Below are 17761 nucleotides of genomic sequence, written 5' to 3' on the forward strand. Positions count from 1 at the left end.
GTCGGATGGCGCTTGCCGTGCGCGGCGGCGACGCTAGTCTGGCAACAGGGAAAATGCAGGGGGAGCCCACGTGGCCAGAATTCGTTCGCGTCGCGCATCGCGCGGCGTGTCGCTGATCGAAGTGCTGATGGCGGTGCTGATCTTCAGCCTCGGCCTCATCGGTCTCGCCGGGCTGCTAATCGTCTCCACCCGGTCGAACCAGGCGGCGTTCGTTCGCACGCAGGTGACGTTCCTCGCCGGCAGCATGGCCGACCGGATGCGCGCGAATCCTTACGGTCTCTGGAAGGATTACTATTCCGGCACCTATCCGGCGACGGGGACCTTGCCGGCGTGCGACACCGCGGCGCCCTGCGGTCCGGAGAAAATCGCGACCCGCGACAAGCTGATCTGGACGGCGCAACTGCAGGCTTTCCTGCCGAGCCTGGGGCCGAGCTCGATCACCTGCGCCAAGGCGGCCGACATGAGTTACGACGCCACCTCGTCCGTGGCCATGCGACCGCCATTCGGCGGCACCTGCACGATGGTCATCACATGGGCCGAGCGAGGCCTGGACGGAACCGACGACAAGACCGCGGACGGCAACCTGCAGTCGCTCACCTGGGTGTTTCAGCCATGATGTCGTGTTCCTTCCCGCCGCGTATCGCCCGTGGCGTCACCCTCATCGAACTGATGGTCGCGATGGTGCTCGGCCTGCTCGTCGCCGGCGGCATCATCACGCTGTTCCTCTCCACCTCGAACAGCAATCGGGTGCAGACCCAGCTGGCACGCATGCAGGAAGACGGTCGGTTCGCGATCGGCCAGCTGACGGACGACCTTTCCGCCGCGAACGGCATGTATTGCAACAACACGGGGGGCATCGCGACCTCGTCGTCGTCGGGCATCGCGCTCGACGGTCTTCGTACCCCGAGGATCCTGGCGAAAAACTTCATCGGTTCCCTTTTCGAGAACACGACCCGGTGGGGCGAGACGTCCGGTACCAACACGTACCCCGCTGCACCCGCGGCCGCCTATGCCATGCCCTCGTTCATGTTCATGCGTGGCTACAACTGCACGGGTACGGCCGCCTGCCTGCCGATCCCGGTGACGTTCCTGGGTGGCGGGCTCGACACCGCGGGCACGGCGGTCGGCAACCGCGTCCTCGGTACCGACGTGCTGACGATGCGTTATCTCGACGGGTCGCGCGGCTGGCGCCTGGGCGCCACCAGTCAGGTGAAGTCGACGGGTACCGCACTGACCGAGATCGATCTCGCGCCGACGGCCGGCGAGCCGCCGGTGACGGACTTCAAGAGCCCCATGGCGCTCGTGGCCGATTGCACCGGCGCGCAGGTGTTCGCCGTCACGGGGCAGACCACCGCCGTGCTCAAGCCGGCCGCGGCGAACAATTTCGTCGCTCCGCAGCCGCCGCAGCCGCAGTCGGCATCGCGTCTGTACGACTTCGTCAACGACATGCAGAACGTGACCTATTACGTTCAGGTGGTCAGCGACGACGGCTCGGCCACGGGCATCAAGACCGGCGCCCTCATGCGTCGCGTCAATGGAACCACGGTGTCGGTCCCCGACCAGGAGTTGATCCGCGGCGTGGAGCGCCTGACGTTCCGCTACGGCGTCGAGGATGCGAAGGGCAACGTCAAGTTCCTCACCGCCGATCAGGTCGACAAGGCCACCAATTGTCCGCCGACGGCGAATACCTTGTCGCCGAGCGATCCGGGCTGTGCATGGCGTGCGGTGAAAAGCATCGAGGTGTCGCTGTTGCTCGTCAGCCAGGTAAGGATGCCTAACCTCACGGAGCCCGAGACGGCGTTCCTCTACTCCCCGGACGCCACGAGCGGCACCATCTCGCCGGTTTACCCGGCGCAGGCCTCGACGGCGGGCCTCGCGATCAAGCCCGCTTCGCAGGGCTTCGAGACCCAGCGCTTGCGGCGCCAGTTCACCGCGCTCGTGATGCTGCGCAACTACAACCCCTGACCCGCGCGATCCGGAACCGCCATGAACCTCTCCTTTCCTCGCCATGTCTCCTTCGCGCCGCGCGCCCAGCGCGGTGTCGTCCTGGTCGTCGCGTTGATCTTCCTGCTGCTCATCACCATCCTGGCCATGGCCGCTTCCGGCACGTCGATGATGCAGCTGCGCCTCGTCGGTGGCCTGCGCAGTTCGCAGCTCGCGGATTTCGGCGCGGAATCGGCGCTGCGCGGTGCCGAATGGCGCATCTGGACCGCCAGCAACACGAGCCCGATGGCGTGCACCACCACCGGACCGATCTGCTACAAGTACGACGCCTCCAGCACGAACGCCGACGTCGAGAAGTTCCGTGGCGCGAAGGGTTGGGATGCCACGGCGAGCACGACGTATTCGCCCACGCAGCCGCTGACCACCGCCAGCACCGACAATACGTTCAAGCTGACCAAGGATCCGGTGTACCTGATCGAAGACCTGGGCGTCGAGTTACCGCCGGGGTCCGGCACGCAGCACGAGTCGGGGCAGTCCTCGCCGGGGACCGGCAACACGAGCGTGGACAGCCACGTCTATCGCATCACCGCCCGCTCGACCGGCGCGAACGACAATACCGTTCGTACCATCGAAACCACGTTCGCGGCCAAGGCCAACTGAGATACCGTCATGAGCGCACCGCATCGCCTCCTTACGACCGTGGCCGCCGTCGCGATGACGGCACTCGGCGCCATGCCGGGTCTGGCGCTCGCCGATCGCACGAATATCGGCGCGTCGCCACCGGATCTGACGACCTCCGTCGCACCGAACATCGCGGTGACCTTCGACGATTCGGGCTCGATGCAGTCGTTCTTCATGGGCGACAACCGGCCGTTCGATAACAAAAAGTGGACGGACACGGTCGTGGTGGGAAAGGACAAGAACGGTAACAACATCACCGACGACCAGTATCTGAAACCATGGGTGTGCGCCGGCGTGATCGATCCGCGGATCACGAGCACTTCGGATCCGCGCTCGCAGGCCATGAACGGCGTGTATTACAACCCGAACATCAAGTACACCCCGCCTGTCGGCTACGACGGCGTCGTGTATCCCGACGCCGACGCCACGCTGGCAGCCGTCTGGATGAACGGCATCGACGTGAACCGCCGGGTCAACCCGCAGACGGCCGGTGCGCCCATCGTCCGCACCAACCAGGACAGCCAGGACAACGCCTCCGATGGGCGCCGCGCTATTCTCAACGGCCAGAAGACGATACTTGGCGATGCGCGCTGGGACTGCACGCCGGACGCGACCAATCCGTTCGACGGTAACGTCACCGACCCCAACGGCCTGAAGCCGAACGGGGGGCCTTACTACTACCGCCTCAAGTCGGACGCGGGCGCGGTGAAGGCCGATAACACGCTGGACCTCGCCAAGCTCTACGACGCAAACAAGTGGGAGGCCGTCGCCGTCCCGAAGACCGACTACCAGAATTTCGCCAACTGGTTCGCCTATTACCGTACGCGCAACATGATGACGCGTACGACGCTGACCCAGGCGTTCTCCAAGATCGGCAACTCCGTGCGCATCGCATGGCAGAACATGGCCAGCAGCACGGGTGTGGCGACGCGCTTCGGTGCCACGGCCGTCTTTTCCGACATCGGCGCGGCGGGATCCGACATCCGCCGTAATTTCTTCGATTGGATCACCCAGGTCGTGGGTGGCAACGCCACGCCGGCGCGCGGCGCGACCATCCGCGCCGCGAAAGTTTTCGCCGCGCGCCTCAGCCAGGACGCGAACGATCCCTATTGGAACGGCGCTACCGGAACCGACAGCAAGGACCTGACCTGCCGCCGTAACTTCCACATGCTGGTGACCGACGGCTACTGGAACGAGTCTCCCGATCCGGCGTTACCGGCGGACATGACGACCACGGCCAACATCACGCAGACGGCGCAGACGATGCCCGATGGAAAGGATTACGACCCCGGCGCGACTTACGCGAAGCGCTATAGCAACGTCGCGGGTTCGGCGTATGCCTCGTCCATGGCGAACATCGCCTGGTACTACTGGGCGACCGATCTTCAGCCGTCGCTCGACAACGGTCTGAAGCCCTATTTTTCCGACATCACCGGCGCCACCGACACGTCCAAGCCGGAGAATACGCCCACGGTCTACTGGAATCACGTGAACGACCCCGCGACGTGGCAGCACGTGTCGCAGTTCTTCGTGACGCTCGGCGTCGCCGGCACGCTCGACTTTCCCGACGACCTCACGTCGCTCGTGAACGGCACGAAGCAGTGGCCGCGCCCGGCCAACAACTCGCCGCAGGGCATCGACGACACCTGGCACGCGGCCGTGGACAGTCGCGGCGGTTTCTTCAGCGCCTCCGATCCCGCGACACTGGTCAACAGCCTCGTCAACATCATCAACTCGGTGATTTCGACGTCGAGTAGCGCGGTGTCCGCCGCCCTCAGTTCGGGTGTCATCAGCACCGACTCGGTCGCCTACGTGCCGTCGTTCTCCTCGGCGGACTGGACAGGCAAAATCATCGCGTACGGGGTGCTGTCGTCCGGCGCGCAGGGCGCGCAGCTATGGGACGCGGGCAAGCTGCTTACCGATCGCACCGCCGCGCGCACCATCGTGACGAGCAAGGGCCCGGGAGAAGCCAACGGCGTCGAATTCCTGTACACGAACATGACCACCGCTCAGCAGGCCATCTGGAACATAAGTAATCCGATCGCAGGCACGTCCGACAGCAACGGCGAAAAGCGCGTGAACTGGGTCCGTGGTTCGCGCGTCGACGAAGGGACGCTTCTGCGTACGCGCGCGTCACTGCTCGGCCCGATCATCAACGCGCAGCCTGTCTACGTCAGCTACCCCGCCAGCGGTTATCGCGACTATTTCCCGCCCAACGGCACCACGGTCGCGCCGGAGACGGCCGCCTACCAGGCGGATCCGAACAAGAGCTATTCGAAGTACGTGGCGAACAACATCGATCGGCAGCCGGTCCTGTATGTCGCCGCCAACGACGGCATGGTGCACGCGTTCGACGCCCGGCTCGCGGGTAAGGCGGGCGCCACGCCGGGTTCGGAGCTGTGGGCGTACGTGCCGGATGCGGCGTACGGAAAGCTCTGGTACTTCAGCCGCAAGGAAGGCTTCGGCTACCAGCCGACCGTCGACGCGACGCCGATCTTTCGTGACGTCTATTTCAGCCGCGCACGTCCGAATTCTTCGGTGGGCTGGCACACCATCCTCGTCGGCGGCCTTCGCTACGGCGGCCGTGGCATCTATGCGATCGACATCACGGATCCGTCCACGAACACCGTGAGCGCCGTCTCGAAAAACGTGCTCTGGGAGTTCAACGCCGGATCGACCGATGGCGCGAACCTCGGCTACACGTTCGGTCAGCCGAACGTGGGACGCCTGGCGAACGGCAAATGGGTGGTTCTTGTGCCGGGCGGCTACTTCCCGACCGATAGCACCGATCCGGCCTGGGGAGCCACCGCGGCCACCAGCGGTTTCAGCTCGCTGTTCGTTCTGGATGCGCAGACCGGCGAGGTGCTGAAGGAATTCCAGACGCCGACCACGTACAAGGGCAAGGCGGTGAACAGCTTCGGGCTCGCCTCGCCGGTGCTCGGCGACTACGACAACGACCAGGTCGACGACGTCGCGTTCGCGGGCGACCTTGCCGGCAACGTCTGGCGCTTCGACCTGCGCGACATTTCGAAGGGCACGGTGGACCTGCTCTACCAGCCGACGGTCGGCAGCCCGGCCGGAACGCTGGCCAACGATCAGCCGATCACCGTCATGCCGAGACTCTTTCCGGATCCCAACACGCCGTACTTCGACGTGGTGTTCGGCACGGGCAAGTTCCTGGGCCCGGACGATCGCACGACCGTGGGTGCGAAGACCCAGTCCGTTTACGGTATTCGCGATACGGGCCTGAATAGCACGACGGGCCTGCCTTGGACGCGGGACAAGTTGCAGGAACAGGACCTGGTGGAGGATGCGGGCCAGAACCGTGGCCTGACATCGAATGCGGTCGCCACGACCAAGGGCGGCTGGTTCTTCGACCTCGACGTGTCGGCGGGCGAACGCGTGGTCGTGACGCCAACGGCGTTGTTCAACACGAACCGCGCGATCATCACTACGCTCATCCCGACCAGTCCCGATCCCTGCAACCCGGGTCGCGCCGGTGCGTTGATGGTGATCGACGCGGCGACAGGTTCGGCCGGCGCGGGTGTCGGCGGCACAGGTTCCTTCGGTGCCGGCTACACGCTGGCCGGTGCGCGCGTCGACAATCCACCCGCCACGGGCAACCTGCCGGCGGCGACGCTGATCGGCGGCGGCACGACGCTGGTCCCGGGTGTCACGCTGAAGGGCAAGACGGATGCATTCTCGATCGGTTCCCCCATCTGGCGCCGTCGTTCCTGGAGAATCCTCAATGACCAGTAAAGCCCGGACCCTGGGTGGCTTCACACTGCTCGAGCTGATGGTGGTTGTCGCGGTGATGGCCATCCTCGCGAGCGTGGCGATCACGTCGTATAGCCGCTACGCCTTCCGCGCCCGTCGCGCGGACGGCCAGGAGCTGCTCATGCGCGTCGCCAACGCGCAGGAGCGGTACTACGCGACATTCAACAAGTATGGCGCCGACCCCGTGACCGGCGATCTGAAGCTGAAGAGCGCGACGTCCGAGAAGGGCTATTACACGGTGACCATCTCGTCGTCGGACATCACGAAGAGCTACACCGCCACCGCGACTCCGGTCGCGGGTGGGGCGCAGGCCAAGGACAAGTGCGGCGCGCTCAGCATCGACTCCACGGGGACGAAGCTGCCGGCACTGACCGACGCGGCCAAGAACGCCAACGGACGCTGCTGGTGATGGGCGCGCGACGTATGGCGGGCGCTGGCCGGGTCTCGATGCGAGGCCTCTCGCTCATCGAACTGATGGTGACGATCTTCGTCCTGGCGATCCTGACCGCCGTCGCCGTGCCCAGCTTTCGCGCGGTGATGAGCCGGAGCAACGTGGCGAACGCGACCAACGCGCTGGCCGCTGACCTGCAGCTCGCGCGCGGGCAGGCGGCGAGCCAGCATCGGTTCGTGTCCCTCTGCCGCAGCACGACAGGCACGAGTTGTCAGGTGGCGACGTCCGAGCCCTTCAACTACGACGTCGGCTGGATCGTGTACTCGTACGACGTGACCTCGGCCGGTGCGAACCAGACGTACAGTACGAGCACCGGCAACATGCAGTTGCTTCGCTACACGACGGGCATCACGAACGCATCGGTGCGCGGCAAGGATGGCGCGATCATCACGTTCAACCAGACAGGCGAGTTCGTGACGTCGACCGGTCGGACCACGCTGACGTTCGTGACGTGTCCCCGGAAGGCGGGTTTACCCACGACCGAGACCGGAACGAACACCACCGGCATCCCAGGATCCCTGCTGACGCTGCGGGCTTCCGGGTCGATCACCGTGGTGCCGCTGCCCCCGACGTCGTCCTGCTACGCCACCTGATGCGGCCTTGACGCTCCCTGGGGCCTACCGTATCATGCCGGGCTCGATGGGCGGTTAGCTCAGCGGTAGAGCACTGCCTTCACACGGCAGGTGTCACAAGTTCGATCCTTGTACCGCCCACCATCGATTCCAGAAGCCCGGCCTAATGCCGGGCTTCGTCGTTTGAAGCCGCCGGCCCGGCGTAGCAGCGAACCGTCACACGGCAGGTGTCACAAGTTCGATCCTTGTACCGCCCACCATCGAATCGACGAAAACCCGGCCCAGCGCCGGGTTTTCTTTTTTCGGTCCATCGCCCCCGTCGTACCGGCGCACGCCGGTACCCACGTCCCCGGTCCATGGCGAGCGACGGCGTCCACCGAGCGCACGCCGGTATGAATATCCCGCTAAGGCATCCTCACGGCCTGTCGCCTAGAATGCACCGATCGATCGCCCGGACACCGCCATGCACGAAGCCCTTGCCGACCTCCATCTCCTGACCCTGACCCCATGGAAGATCATCGGTCTCCTGGGCACGTTGCTGTTCACGGCGCGCTGGTTCGTCCAGTTCTACGCCACGAAGAAGAACAAGAAAGTCACGGTGCCCATGTCCTTCTGGTACCTGTCGGTAAGCGGCAGCGTGCTCACGCTGGCCTACTTCATCTGGGGCAAGAACGATTCCGTCGGGATCATCCAGACCGCGTTCCCGATGCTGGTGTCGTTCTACAACGTGTTCGCGCACCTGAAGCACCGGGACAAGCAGGAGACGGTGAAGCCGGGTGGGGCGGAGGACTGAGCGCAGGCCCACAAAGCCGGGCCCCGGCCCTCAGTCCGGGTCGTAATCGAGGTACGGCGCAAGCCAGCGCTCGGCTTCCGTGCGATCCCAGCCCTTGCGCTTCGCATAGTCCTCGACCTGCTCGCGCGTGAGGCGGCCCACGACGAAGTACTGGCTGTCCGGGTGCGAGAAATACCATCCCGAGACGGCCGCCGTCGGATACATCGCGAAACTGTCCGTCAGCTCGATCGACGTGTGCGCCGTGGCGTCCAGCAGGTCGAACAGCGTGCGCTTCTCGCTGTGTTCCGGGCACGCGGGGTAGCCCGGGGCAGGGCGGATGCCGCGGTAGGCCTCGGAGATCAGCGCCTCGTTGTCCAGCGCCTCGTCCGGCTCGTAGCCCCAGAACTCCTTGCGGACACGCTCGTGCATCCGCTCGGCGAAGGCTTCCGCCAGCCGGTCGGCCAGCGCCTTGAGCAGGATCGACGAGTAATCGTCATGCACCGCCTCGAAGCGCGCGACGTGCGCGTCGATGCCGATGCCGGCGGTGACGGCGAAGCCGCCGACCCAGTCCTCGACACCGCTGTCGCGCGGCGCGATGAAGTCGGCCAGGCAGAAATCCGGCCGCTCGACGGGCTTGTCGGCCTGCTGGCGAAGATGGCGCAGGGTGGCGACCGGCTTGCGCTTGCCGCTCCCGGGCTCGGCGTACACCTCGATATCGTCGCCGACCTGGTTGGCCGGCCAGAAGCCGATGACGCCCTTCGCCGTGAGCCATTTCTCCGCGATCAGTCGATCGAGCATGGCCTGCGCGTCGCGGTAGAGCTCCGATGCCTGCGTGCCGACGACCTCGTCGGTGAGGATGGCCGGGAACTTGCCGGCCAGTTCCCACGCGTTGAAGAACGGCGACCAGTCGATGTACGAGCGCAGCTCCGCGAGGTCGTAGTCGTCGAAGACCGTCACGCCCGGCGTGCGCGGCACGGGTGGCGTGTACGCCTGCCAGTCGCCCTGGAAGCGCTGCGCGCGCGCCTTGGCGAGCGGCACGAGTTGCTTGCCGGTGCCGCGGCTCTTGTGCCGCTCGCGGACCTCGGCGTACTCGGCGCGCACCTTCGCCATGAACTCGTCGACGAGGTCCTTGCTGACCAGCGACTGCGCCACGCCCACAGCGCGCGAAGCGTCCTTCACCCACACCGTGGGCGACTTGTAGTGCGGTTCGATCCGCAGCGCGGTATGGGCCCGCGACGTCGTCGCGCCGCCGATCATCAGCGGGACCTGGAAGTCCTGCCGCTGCATCTCGCGCGCGACCTGGCTCATCTCCTCGAGCGAGGGCGTGATCAGGCCCGAGAGGCCGATGATGTCGGCGTTCTCGGACCGGGCGACGTCCAGGATCTTCTGCGTCGGCACCATCACGCCGAGATCGATGACCTCGAAGTTGTTGCACTGGAGCACCACGCCCACGATGTTCTTGCCGATGTCGTGGACGTCGCCCTTGACCGTGGCGAGCACGATCTTGCCGTTGTTCTTGCCGGCGTCGCCGGAGCGCAGCTTCTCTTCCTCGATGTACGGAATGAGGTGCGCCACGGCCTTCTTCATCACGCGGGCCGATTTCACCACCTGGGGCAGGAACATCTTGCCCGCGCCGAAGAGGTCGCCCACCACGTTCATGCCGGCCATCAACGGGCCCTCGATGACGTCGAGCGGACGCTTCGCCGCGAGGCGCGCCTCCTCGGTGTCCTCGACCACGAACTGGTCGATGCCGTGCACCAGCGCATGGCTGAGGCGCTCGATCACCGGCTTCTCGCGCCACGCGGCGGATTCGACCGCGACCTCGCCCTTGCCGCCCTTGTAGCGGTCGGCGATCTCGAGGAGACGTTCGGTCGCGTCGGCGCGGCGGTTGAGAACCACGTCCTCGACGCGCTCGCGCAGCTCCTCCGGCAGGTCGTCGTAGATCGCCAGCGCGCCGGCGTTGACGATGCCCATGTCCATGCCCGCGGCGATCGCGTGGTAGAGGAACACGGAATGGATCGCCTCGCGCACGGGGTTGTTGCCGCGGAACGAGAACGACACGTTGGAGACGCCGCCGGAGACGTGCGACGAGGGGAAGCGTCTCTTCAGCTCGCGCGTGGCCTCGATGAAGTCGACCGCGTAGTTGTTGTGCTCCTCGATGCCGGTGGCGATCGCGAAGATGTTCGGGTCGAAGATGATGTCTTCGGGCGGGAAGTGCACTTCGTCCACGAGCAGTTCGAAGGCGCGCGAGCAGATCTCGACCTTGCGCTCCTTCGTGTCCGCCTGGCCGACTTCGTCGAACGCCATCACCACCACGGCGGCGCCGTACTGGCGGACCTTGCGCGCGTGCTCGAGGAACGCGGCCTCGCCTTCCTTCATCGAGATCGAGTTGACGATGCCCTTGCCCTGCATGCAACGCAGGCCGGCCTCGATCACGCTCCATTTCGACGAGTCGACCATGATCGGCACGCGGGCGATGTCCGGTTCGGACGAGATCAGGTTCACGAAGCGCGTCATGGCGGCCTCGGAATCGATCAGGCCCTCGTCCATGTTGATGTCGATGATCTGCGCGCCGTTCTCCACCTGCTGGCGCGCGACCTCCACCGCCTCTTCGTAGCGGCCTTCCTTGATGAGCTTGCGGAACTGCGCCGAACCCGTGACGTTCGTGCGTTCGCCGACGTTGATGAAGTTCAGGTCGGGCGTGATGACCAGCGGCTCGAGGCCGGAGAGGCGCGTATATCGGATGCTCATGCGGCTTGCGCGTCGTCCTTCGGCACACGCGGCGCGTACGGCGCCACGGCGGCGGCGATGGCCGCGATGTGGGCCGGCGTGGTGCCGCAGCACCCGCCGACGATGTTGATGAGGCCTTCGGCCGCGAAACTCTCGATCGTGGCGGCCATGGTCTCGGGCGTCTCGTCGTACTCGCCGAACGCGTTGGGCAGGCCGGCGTTCGGATGCGTGCTGACGGCCGCGCCGGCGATGCGGGCGAGCATCTGCACGTGCGGGCGCAGGTCCTCGGCGCCCAGCGCGCAGTTGAGGCCCACGGACAGCGGCTGGATGTGCTCGACGGAGTAGAAGAACGCCTCGGCGGTCTGCCCGGACAGCGTGCGGCCCGAGCGGTCGGTGATCGTGCCGGAGATCATCACGGGCACGCGCGCGCCGAGCTCGTTGAAGAGCTCGCTGAGCGCGAACAGGGCGGCTTTCGCGTTGAGCGTGTCGAAGATGGTCTCGACCATGATCGTGTCGGCACCGCCTTCGATGAGCGCGCGCGCGGCCTCGATGTAGTTCGCCTTCAGCTCCTCGAACGAGACGTTGCGGTAACCTGGGTCGTTGACGTCCGGCGAGATCGACGCCGTGCGGCTCGTGGGACCCAGCACGCCGATGACGAAGCGCGGGCGGTCCGGCGTGCGCGCCGTCATGGCGTCGCAGGCTTCGCGCGCGATGCGTGCGCCCTCGCGGTTGAGCTCGGGCACCAGGTGCTCCAGGTGGTAATCGGCCTGGCTGACACGGGTGGCGTTGAACGTATTGGTCTCGATGAAATCCGCGCCGGCTTCGAGGTAGGCCTCGTGCACGCCGCGGATGATGTCCGGCTGGGTCAGCAGCAGGAGGTCGTTGTTGCCTTTCAGGTCGCACTCGCCCGGATGCTCGTGGCCATGGTCGTGCGTGCTGTCGTGGCCGCCGGCGAAGCGCTCGCCGCGGTAGCCGGATTCGTCCAGCCGGTGGCCCTGCAGCATGGTGCCCATGCCGCCGTCGAGGATCATGATGCGTTCCGCCAGCCCCTTCTGGATCAGGGCGACGCGGTCGGGGTGGAGCCAGGGCAGGGTGCTCATCATGCGTTTCCTTGGGGCTTGCGCGCGAGGAGGCTGACCACCTCGAAATGCGGCGCGCGGCGTTCGCGGCTGAGGCGCTCGCAGCTGACCACCTCGAGGCCGGCCTTGCGGGCCAGCTCGGTCAGGCCGTCACAGGTGAAGCCGAGGTTGCGGTGATCGAACGGTTCCACCACGGCGCGGTGATCGTGTTCGCCAAGCGTCGAGGCCAGCACGCGACCGCCCGGCTTGAGGACGCGGGCGACCTCGTCGAAAACGGTCTGCGGCCGGTCGGAATAGGTGAGGGCGTGGAGCAGCAGGACAAGGTCGAACTGGCGGTCGCCGAGGTCCAGCGCGTGCATGTCGCCCGTGCGCACATCGACGTTGGAGAATGCCGAAAGCCGCTGGCGCGCCGCGTCGGCCACGCGCTCGGAACTGTCGATGCAGACGATGGAATGGGCGTGGGGTGCGAGCAGCTCCGCGGTCACGCCGTCGCCCGACGCGATGTCGAGGACGTCGCCCGTGGCGAGTAGCTGGAGGAGCGAGCGGGCAAGCGTTTCCCACGTGCGGCCGGGCGAGTAGTGGCGTTCCATGTCGCCGGCGACGGTGTCGGCCCAGCCTTCCGCGCGGGCCCGCTGGGCCAGCACGGCGGGGAGGCGTTCGGCGTCTTCGCGCAGCAGGGCGTCGCTCAGCGTGTCGCGAAGCGAGGCGACGAGCGCCACGAGGGTCGGATCGGCCTCGACATTGGCGCGGTAGTAGGCGGAGACGCCGGCGCGGCGGTCGCGGACGAGCTCGGCTTCCTTCAGCTTCGCCAGGTGGGTGGACACCCGGGGCTGGGCGAGGTGCAGCACGGCGGCCAGTTCGGCCACCGTCAGTTCCTCGCGGTCGAGCAGGGCGAGGAGCCGGACACGGGTTGGATCGGCCAGGAGCCGCAGCACCGTGGAGGCCGTCGACAGATCCATCCAACATCCTTATATCGCGATATAGAGATACGTAGGATGGGGCCGACGCGCGCGTGCGTCAAGCGGACATGTTGCAGTGCAGGGAGGCTTGTCGCCGGACGGTCGTTAGAATGGCGGGCTCGATTCCACCAGACTTTGCCGGCCCATCGGACCGGCGCGAGGAACACCCATGGATTTCCGTTTTACCGACGATCAGCTGTCGATCCAGTCCATCGCCCGGGACTTCGCCCAGAAGCGCATCGCACCCGTCGCCGCCGAACTCGACGCGAAGGGGGAATTCCCGCTCGAGAACATCCGGGAAATGGGCCAGCTGGGCCTCATGGGCATCGAGGTGCCCGAGGAATACGGCGGCGCGGGCATGGACCCGGTGGCCTACGTGCTGGCCATGGTCGAGATCGCCGCCGCCGATGCCGCCACGTCCACGATCATGTCGGTGAACAATTCGCTGTTCTGCAACGGCATCCTGAAGTACGGCAACGAAGCCCAGAAGCAGACGTACGTTCGCGCCATCGCCTCGGGCGAGGCCATCGGGGCCTATGCGCTGACGGAGCCGCAGTCGGGGTCGGATGCCTCGAACATGCACACGCGCGCCGTGAAGAACGCGGATGGCGACTGGGTCATCAATGGCAAGAAGAGCTGGATTACCTCCGGTCCGGTCGCGCGTTACATCGTGCTGTTCGCCGTGACCACGCCAGGCATCGGTGCCCGTGGGGTGTCGGCGTTCATCATCGACACGAAGCGCGAGGGTTTCCTCGCGGGCAAGACGGAACCGAAGCTCGGCATCCGCGCCTCGGCCACGTGCGAGATCGAGTTCCACGATTACGTCTGCCCGAAGGAAGACCTCCTCGGTGACGAAGGCAAGGGCTTCGGCATCGCCATGGGCGTGCTCGACGCCGGTCGCATCGGCATCGCGTCGCAGGCGGTGGGCATCGCGCGCGCCGCGTACGAGGCCACGCTGCAGTGGTCGCGCGATCGCAAGGCCTTCGGCCACCCGATCGGCACGTTCCAGATGACGCAGTCCAAGATCGCCGACATGAAGTGCAAGCTGGACGCGGCCCTCCTGCTGACGCTGCGCGCGGCGTGGACCAAGGGTCAGGTGGAGAAGACCGGCGGCCGCTTCGGCACCGAGGCTTCGATGGCCAAGCTGGTGGCCTCGGAAGCCGCGATGTGGATCACCCATCAGGCCGTGCAGATCCACGGCGGCATGGGTTATTCGAAGGAAATGCCACTGGAGCGCTATTTCCGCGACGCGAAGATCACCGAGATCTACGAAGGCACGAGCGAGATCCAGCGCCTCGTGATCGCGCGGGCGGAAACCGGCCTGCGCTGATCGCCCCGCGCTATCCCTGTTGGAGCGGACCTGGCCGCGACGGCTCTTCGCCGCTGTCATCAAGGTCACGCGCAAGGTCCGGTCCCGCAAAAAAAAGCCCGGCTTTCGCCGGGCTTTTTCGTTAAGGTCGATCCGTTCCGCGTCGCGGGTCCGAGTCGAAGTGGGTGACGTCTCCCACATTCGGCGCGTGCGGCACGATGGTCGTCGACGGGTTGCCACCGCCTGACGGACCGTTCGACGGGCCGCCGTGCGGGCCGTCGCCGTCCGGATCGTGGCCGGGCTTCGGCATGTTGTGCGACACCTCGTCGAGCTTGTCGCCCAGCAGGCGGCGGACGCTGACGTAGAACACCGGGATCAGCAGCAGGCCGAGGAACGTGGCGAAGAGCATGCCGCCGATGACGCCCGTGCCGATCGCGTGGCGGGAGTTCGCACCCGCGCCGGTGGAGATCGCGAGCGGGAACACGCCGAGGATGAAGGCCAGCGACGTCATCAGGATGGGGCGCAGTCGCAGGCGAGCGGCCTCGATGATGCCCTCGCGCAGCGTCTTGCCTTCCTGCTGCTGTTCGACCGCGAACTCCACGATCAGGATCGCGTTCTTCGCCGCCAGGCCGATGACGGTGATCATGCCGATCTTGAAGTAGATGTCGTTCGGCAGGCCGCGGAGCATCGAGAAGACGACGGTACCGAGGATGCCGAGCGGCACCACCAGCAGCACGGAAACCGGGATCGACCAGCTTTCGTACAGGGCGGAGAGGCAGAGGAACACGATCACGACCGACAGCGCGAGCAGCAGCGTGGACGAGTTGCCGGACAGGATTTCCTGGTAGGACTGACCGGTCCAGTCGTAACCGAAGCCCTTGGGCAGCTTGTCGTTGACGATGCCTTCGACGATGCCCATGGCCTGGCCGGTGGAGTAACCCGGCGCTTCGTTACCGACGATTTCCACCGCGGAGTAACCGTTGTAGCGGTTGAGCGTCGGCGCGGCCATCGTCCACTTCGAGCTGACCACCGTCGACAGCGGGATCATCGCGGCGTCCAGGCCGGTCGAGGCGCTGGCCACCGTGCCGCCCGTCGCGGTCGACGACGTCGAGGACGACGACGAGGAGGCGAGGCCGCTCGGGGTGAAGATGTGCTCGAAGGCGTCGGTGCCCATGCGGTAGGGCGCGTCGGCCTGCAGCATGACGCGCTTGACGCGGCCGCCGTACTGGAAGTCGTTGATGTACACCGGCGCGAGCGTGAGCTGGATCGCGGTGTAGATGTCGCTGACGGACAGGCCCATCGACTGCGCCTGCGTGCGGTCGACCTGCAGCTGGAGCAGCGGCGCGTCTTCCAGCGTGTTCGGACGGATGCCGACCAGCGCCTTGTTCTGCGACGCGGCGCCCAGCAGGATGTTGCGCGCCTGCTGAAGTTCCGCGCGCGACTGGCCGGCACGCGCCTGCAGGTACATGTCGATGCCGCCGAACTGCGACAGGCCGCGGATCGTCGGCAGGTTCACCACGAAGATCGTGGCGTCGCGCACGGCCTGCATCTTGCCGTTCATCTGCTGGATGATCTGCGTGGCCGTGAGGTCGCGCTGGTCCCAGTCCTTCAGGCGGATGAAGTTCATGCCGACGTTTTCGCCGGAGCCGACGAAGCTGAAGCCGGAGATCTGGAACACGCCCTCGACCGACGGATCCTTGAGGATGATCGACCGCATGTCGGTCATCACCTTCTCGGTACGGGCGATGCTCGAGCCCGGCGGCAGCTGCACGATCGCCAGCGCGTAGCCCTGGTCTTCGTCAGGGACGAAGCTGGTGGGCAGGCGGACGAACAGGAAGCCCATCACCACCGCGATCAGCACGAACACCACCATCCAGCGTGGGGCGTGGCGCACGGCGCTGCCGATGTGGCCCGAATAGGTGCCCTGCACCCAGTCGAACACCTGGTTGAACTTGCGGTAGACGATGTTCTTCTTGTGGTCGTGCGTCGGCTTGAGGATCGTCGCGCACAGCGCCGGCGTGAACGACAGGGCGAGGAAGGCCGAGAAGCCCATCGAGACCGCGATCGTCAGCGCGAACTGCTTGTAGATGATGCCGGATGCGCCGGGCTGCAGCGCCGACGGCACGAACACCGCGGCGAGCACCACCGTGATCGCGATGACCGCGCCGGTGATCTGGCCCATGGCCTTGCGCGTGGCTTCCTTCGGCGAAAGCCCTTCCTCGGACATGATGCGTTCGACGTTCTCGATCACGACGATCGCGTCGTCGACCACGATGCCGATCGCCAGCACCATGCCGAACAGCGTGAGCTGGTTGACGGTGAAGCCCAGCGGCGAGAGGCCGAGGAACGTGCCGAGCAGCGCCACCGGGATGACGAGCGTCGGAATGACCGTGGCGCGGAAGTTCTGCAGGAACAGCAGCATCACGAGGAAGACGAGGATGATCGCCTCGACGAGGGTGTGCACCACTTCCTCGATCGAGATCGTCACGAACTTCGTCGTGTCGTACGGCGCGAACCAGGTCACGCCGTCCGGGAAGCTCTTGGCGAGCTCCGCCATCTTGGCGCGCACGGCGTTGGCGACGTCGAGCGCGTTGGCGCCCGGCAGCAGCTGCACACCGAACGAACCGGTCGGGGTGCCGTTCCACTGCGCGTTGAAGCCGTAGGTCTGCGGGCCGAGCTCGACGCGCGCGACGTCCTTCAGGCGCACGACCGTGCCGTCGTTGTTGGCGCGCAGGATGATGTCCGAGAACTCCTCGGCCGAGGTGAACCGGCCTTCGGCCGACACCGTGGCGCTGAAGCCCTGGCCGTCCACGGCCGGGTCGGTACCGATCGAGCCGGCGGCGAACTGGACGTTCTGCGTGCTGAGGGCGTTACGCAGGTCGGTGGCCGAGAGGCCGTAGCCGCGCAGCTTGTCCGGGTTCAGCCAGACGCGCATGCCGTATTCCGAACCGAGCTGGCGCGTGCTGCCGACGCCGGGGATACGGGCGATCTGGTCGAGCACCTGCGACGACACGATGTCGGTCAGGCGGTTGCCGTCGATGGTCGGGTTGGACGAGGTCAGCGCCACGAACATCAGGAAGTCGGGGTTGGACTTGGCCACCACGACGCCCTGCTGCGTCACTTCCGAGGGCAGGCGGGGCGTCGCGAGCGACACCTTGTTCTGCACCTGGACCTGCGCGATGTCGGGATCCGTACCGGTCTCGAAGGTCAGCGTCACGGTGGCCGTGCCGCTGGAGCTCGAGGCGGAGCTGAAGTAGAGCAGGTGGTCGATACCGGTCAGCTGCTGCTCGATGACCTGCGTCACGGTCTTTTCGGTCGTGTCCGCGCTCGCGCCCGGGTAGGTCGCCGTGACGACGACCTGCGGCGGTGCGATGTTCGGATACGACTCGATACCCATGTTGAGCAGGGAGATCGTGCCGCACAGGCTGATCAGGATCGCCACGACCCACGCGAAGATGGGGCGGTCGATGAAGAAACTCGGCATGAC

11 protein-coding genes, 1 tRNA gene and 1 pseudogene are annotated in these 17761 nt (G+C 66.2%); 9 read left to right on the top strand and 4 right to left on the bottom strand.

What is annotated here, in order from left to right; translation table 11 throughout:
• The first annotated feature begins 70 nt into the window (after nt 1-70).
• The 8 genes from pilV (at nt 71) to BMW54_RS01425 (ending at nt 8218) form a co-directional block, all read left to right on the top strand.
• Nucleotides 71-616 carry a type IV pilus modification protein PilV gene (gene pilV / locus BMW54_RS01390; protein WP_090052330.1) on the top strand — a complete coding sequence of 182 codons (546 nt, stop codon included), beginning with the start codon at nt 71-73 and terminating at the stop codon, nt 614-616.
• A complete protein-coding gene (locus BMW54_RS01395) occupies nt 613-1965 on the top strand; it encodes a PilW family protein (protein ID WP_175472730.1) in 1353 nt (450 codons plus the stop codon). The genes pilV and BMW54_RS01395 overlap by 4 nt, the downstream gene beginning before the upstream one ends.
• Nucleotides 1966-1986: 21 nt before the next feature.
• Nucleotides 1987-2604 (top strand): pilus assembly PilX family protein, encoded by a 618-nt coding sequence (locus tag BMW54_RS01400; RefSeq protein ID WP_090052334.1) that lies wholly within the window; start codon nt 1987-1989, stop codon nt 2602-2604.
• A 9-nt stretch (nt 2605-2613) separates the two neighbouring features.
• Nucleotides 2614-6384, top strand: coding sequence for a pilus assembly protein (locus BMW54_RS01405; protein ID WP_090052336.1), 3771 nt, complete (start codon nt 2614-2616; stop codon nt 6382-6384).
• On the top strand, nt 6374-6811 hold the full coding sequence (locus tag BMW54_RS01410) for a type IV pilin protein (protein WP_090055578.1): 438 nt from the start codon (nt 6374-6376) through the stop codon (nt 6809-6811). The genes BMW54_RS01405 and BMW54_RS01410 overlap by 11 nt, the downstream gene beginning before the upstream one ends.
• Nucleotides 6811-7446 (top strand): GspH/FimT family pseudopilin, encoded by a 636-nt coding sequence (locus BMW54_RS01415; RefSeq protein ID WP_090055581.1) that lies wholly within the window; start codon nt 6811-6813, stop codon nt 7444-7446. Before BMW54_RS01410 ends, BMW54_RS01415 begins: the two co-directional genes overlap by 1 nt.
• Before the next feature lie 48 nt (nt 7447-7494).
• A tRNA-Val gene (locus BMW54_RS01420) sits at nt 7495-7569 on the top strand.
• Between the two features lie 319 nt (nt 7570-7888).
• Nucleotides 7889-8218 carry a lipid-A-disaccharide synthase N-terminal domain-containing protein gene (locus tag BMW54_RS01425; RefSeq protein WP_090052338.1) on the top strand — a complete coding sequence of 110 codons (330 nt, stop codon included), beginning with the start codon at nt 7889-7891 and terminating at the stop codon, nt 8216-8218.
• 30 nt (nt 8219-8248) lie between these two features.
• Here BMW54_RS01425 and metH read toward each other — a convergent pair whose 3' ends face one another.
• The 3 genes from metH to BMW54_RS01440 are packed head-to-tail and all read right to left on the bottom strand — an operon-like array spanning nt 8249 to nt 12965.
• A complete protein-coding gene (gene metH / locus BMW54_RS01430; protein WP_090052340.1) occupies nt 8249-10948 on the bottom strand; it encodes a methionine synthase in 2700 nt (899 codons plus the stop codon).
• Nucleotides 10945-12027 carry a homocysteine S-methyltransferase family protein gene (locus BMW54_RS01435; RefSeq protein WP_090052342.1) on the bottom strand — a complete coding sequence of 361 codons (1083 nt, stop codon included), beginning with the start codon at nt 12025-12027 and terminating at the stop codon, nt 10945-10947. The genes metH and BMW54_RS01435 overlap by 4 nt, the downstream gene beginning before the upstream one ends.
• Entirely contained in the window at nt 12027-12965 is a 939-nt protein-coding gene (locus BMW54_RS01440) for an ArsR/SmtB family transcription factor (protein ID WP_090052344.1), read from the bottom strand. Before BMW54_RS01440 ends, BMW54_RS01435 begins: the two co-directional genes overlap by 1 nt.
• Before the next feature lie 145 nt (nt 12966-13110).
• Here BMW54_RS01440 and BMW54_RS01445 point away from each other — a divergent pair, with 145 nt between their 5' ends.
• A complete protein-coding gene (locus BMW54_RS01445) occupies nt 13111-14295 on the top strand; it encodes an acyl-CoA dehydrogenase family protein (protein WP_310047921.1) in 1185 nt (394 codons plus the stop codon).
• Between the two features lie 301 nt (nt 14296-14596).
• Here the strand turns inward: BMW54_RS01445 and BMW54_RS01450 are convergent.
• Nucleotides 14597-17758: pseudogene (locus BMW54_RS01450) on the bottom strand (multidrug efflux RND transporter permease subunit); the annotation flags it as partial.
• Nucleotides 17759-17761 lie beyond the last annotated feature (3 nt).

Source organism: Luteibacter sp. 329MFSha (genome assembly GCF_900111665.1).
Taxonomy (GTDB): Bacteria; Pseudomonadota; Gammaproteobacteria; order Xanthomonadales; family Rhodanobacteraceae; genus Luteibacter.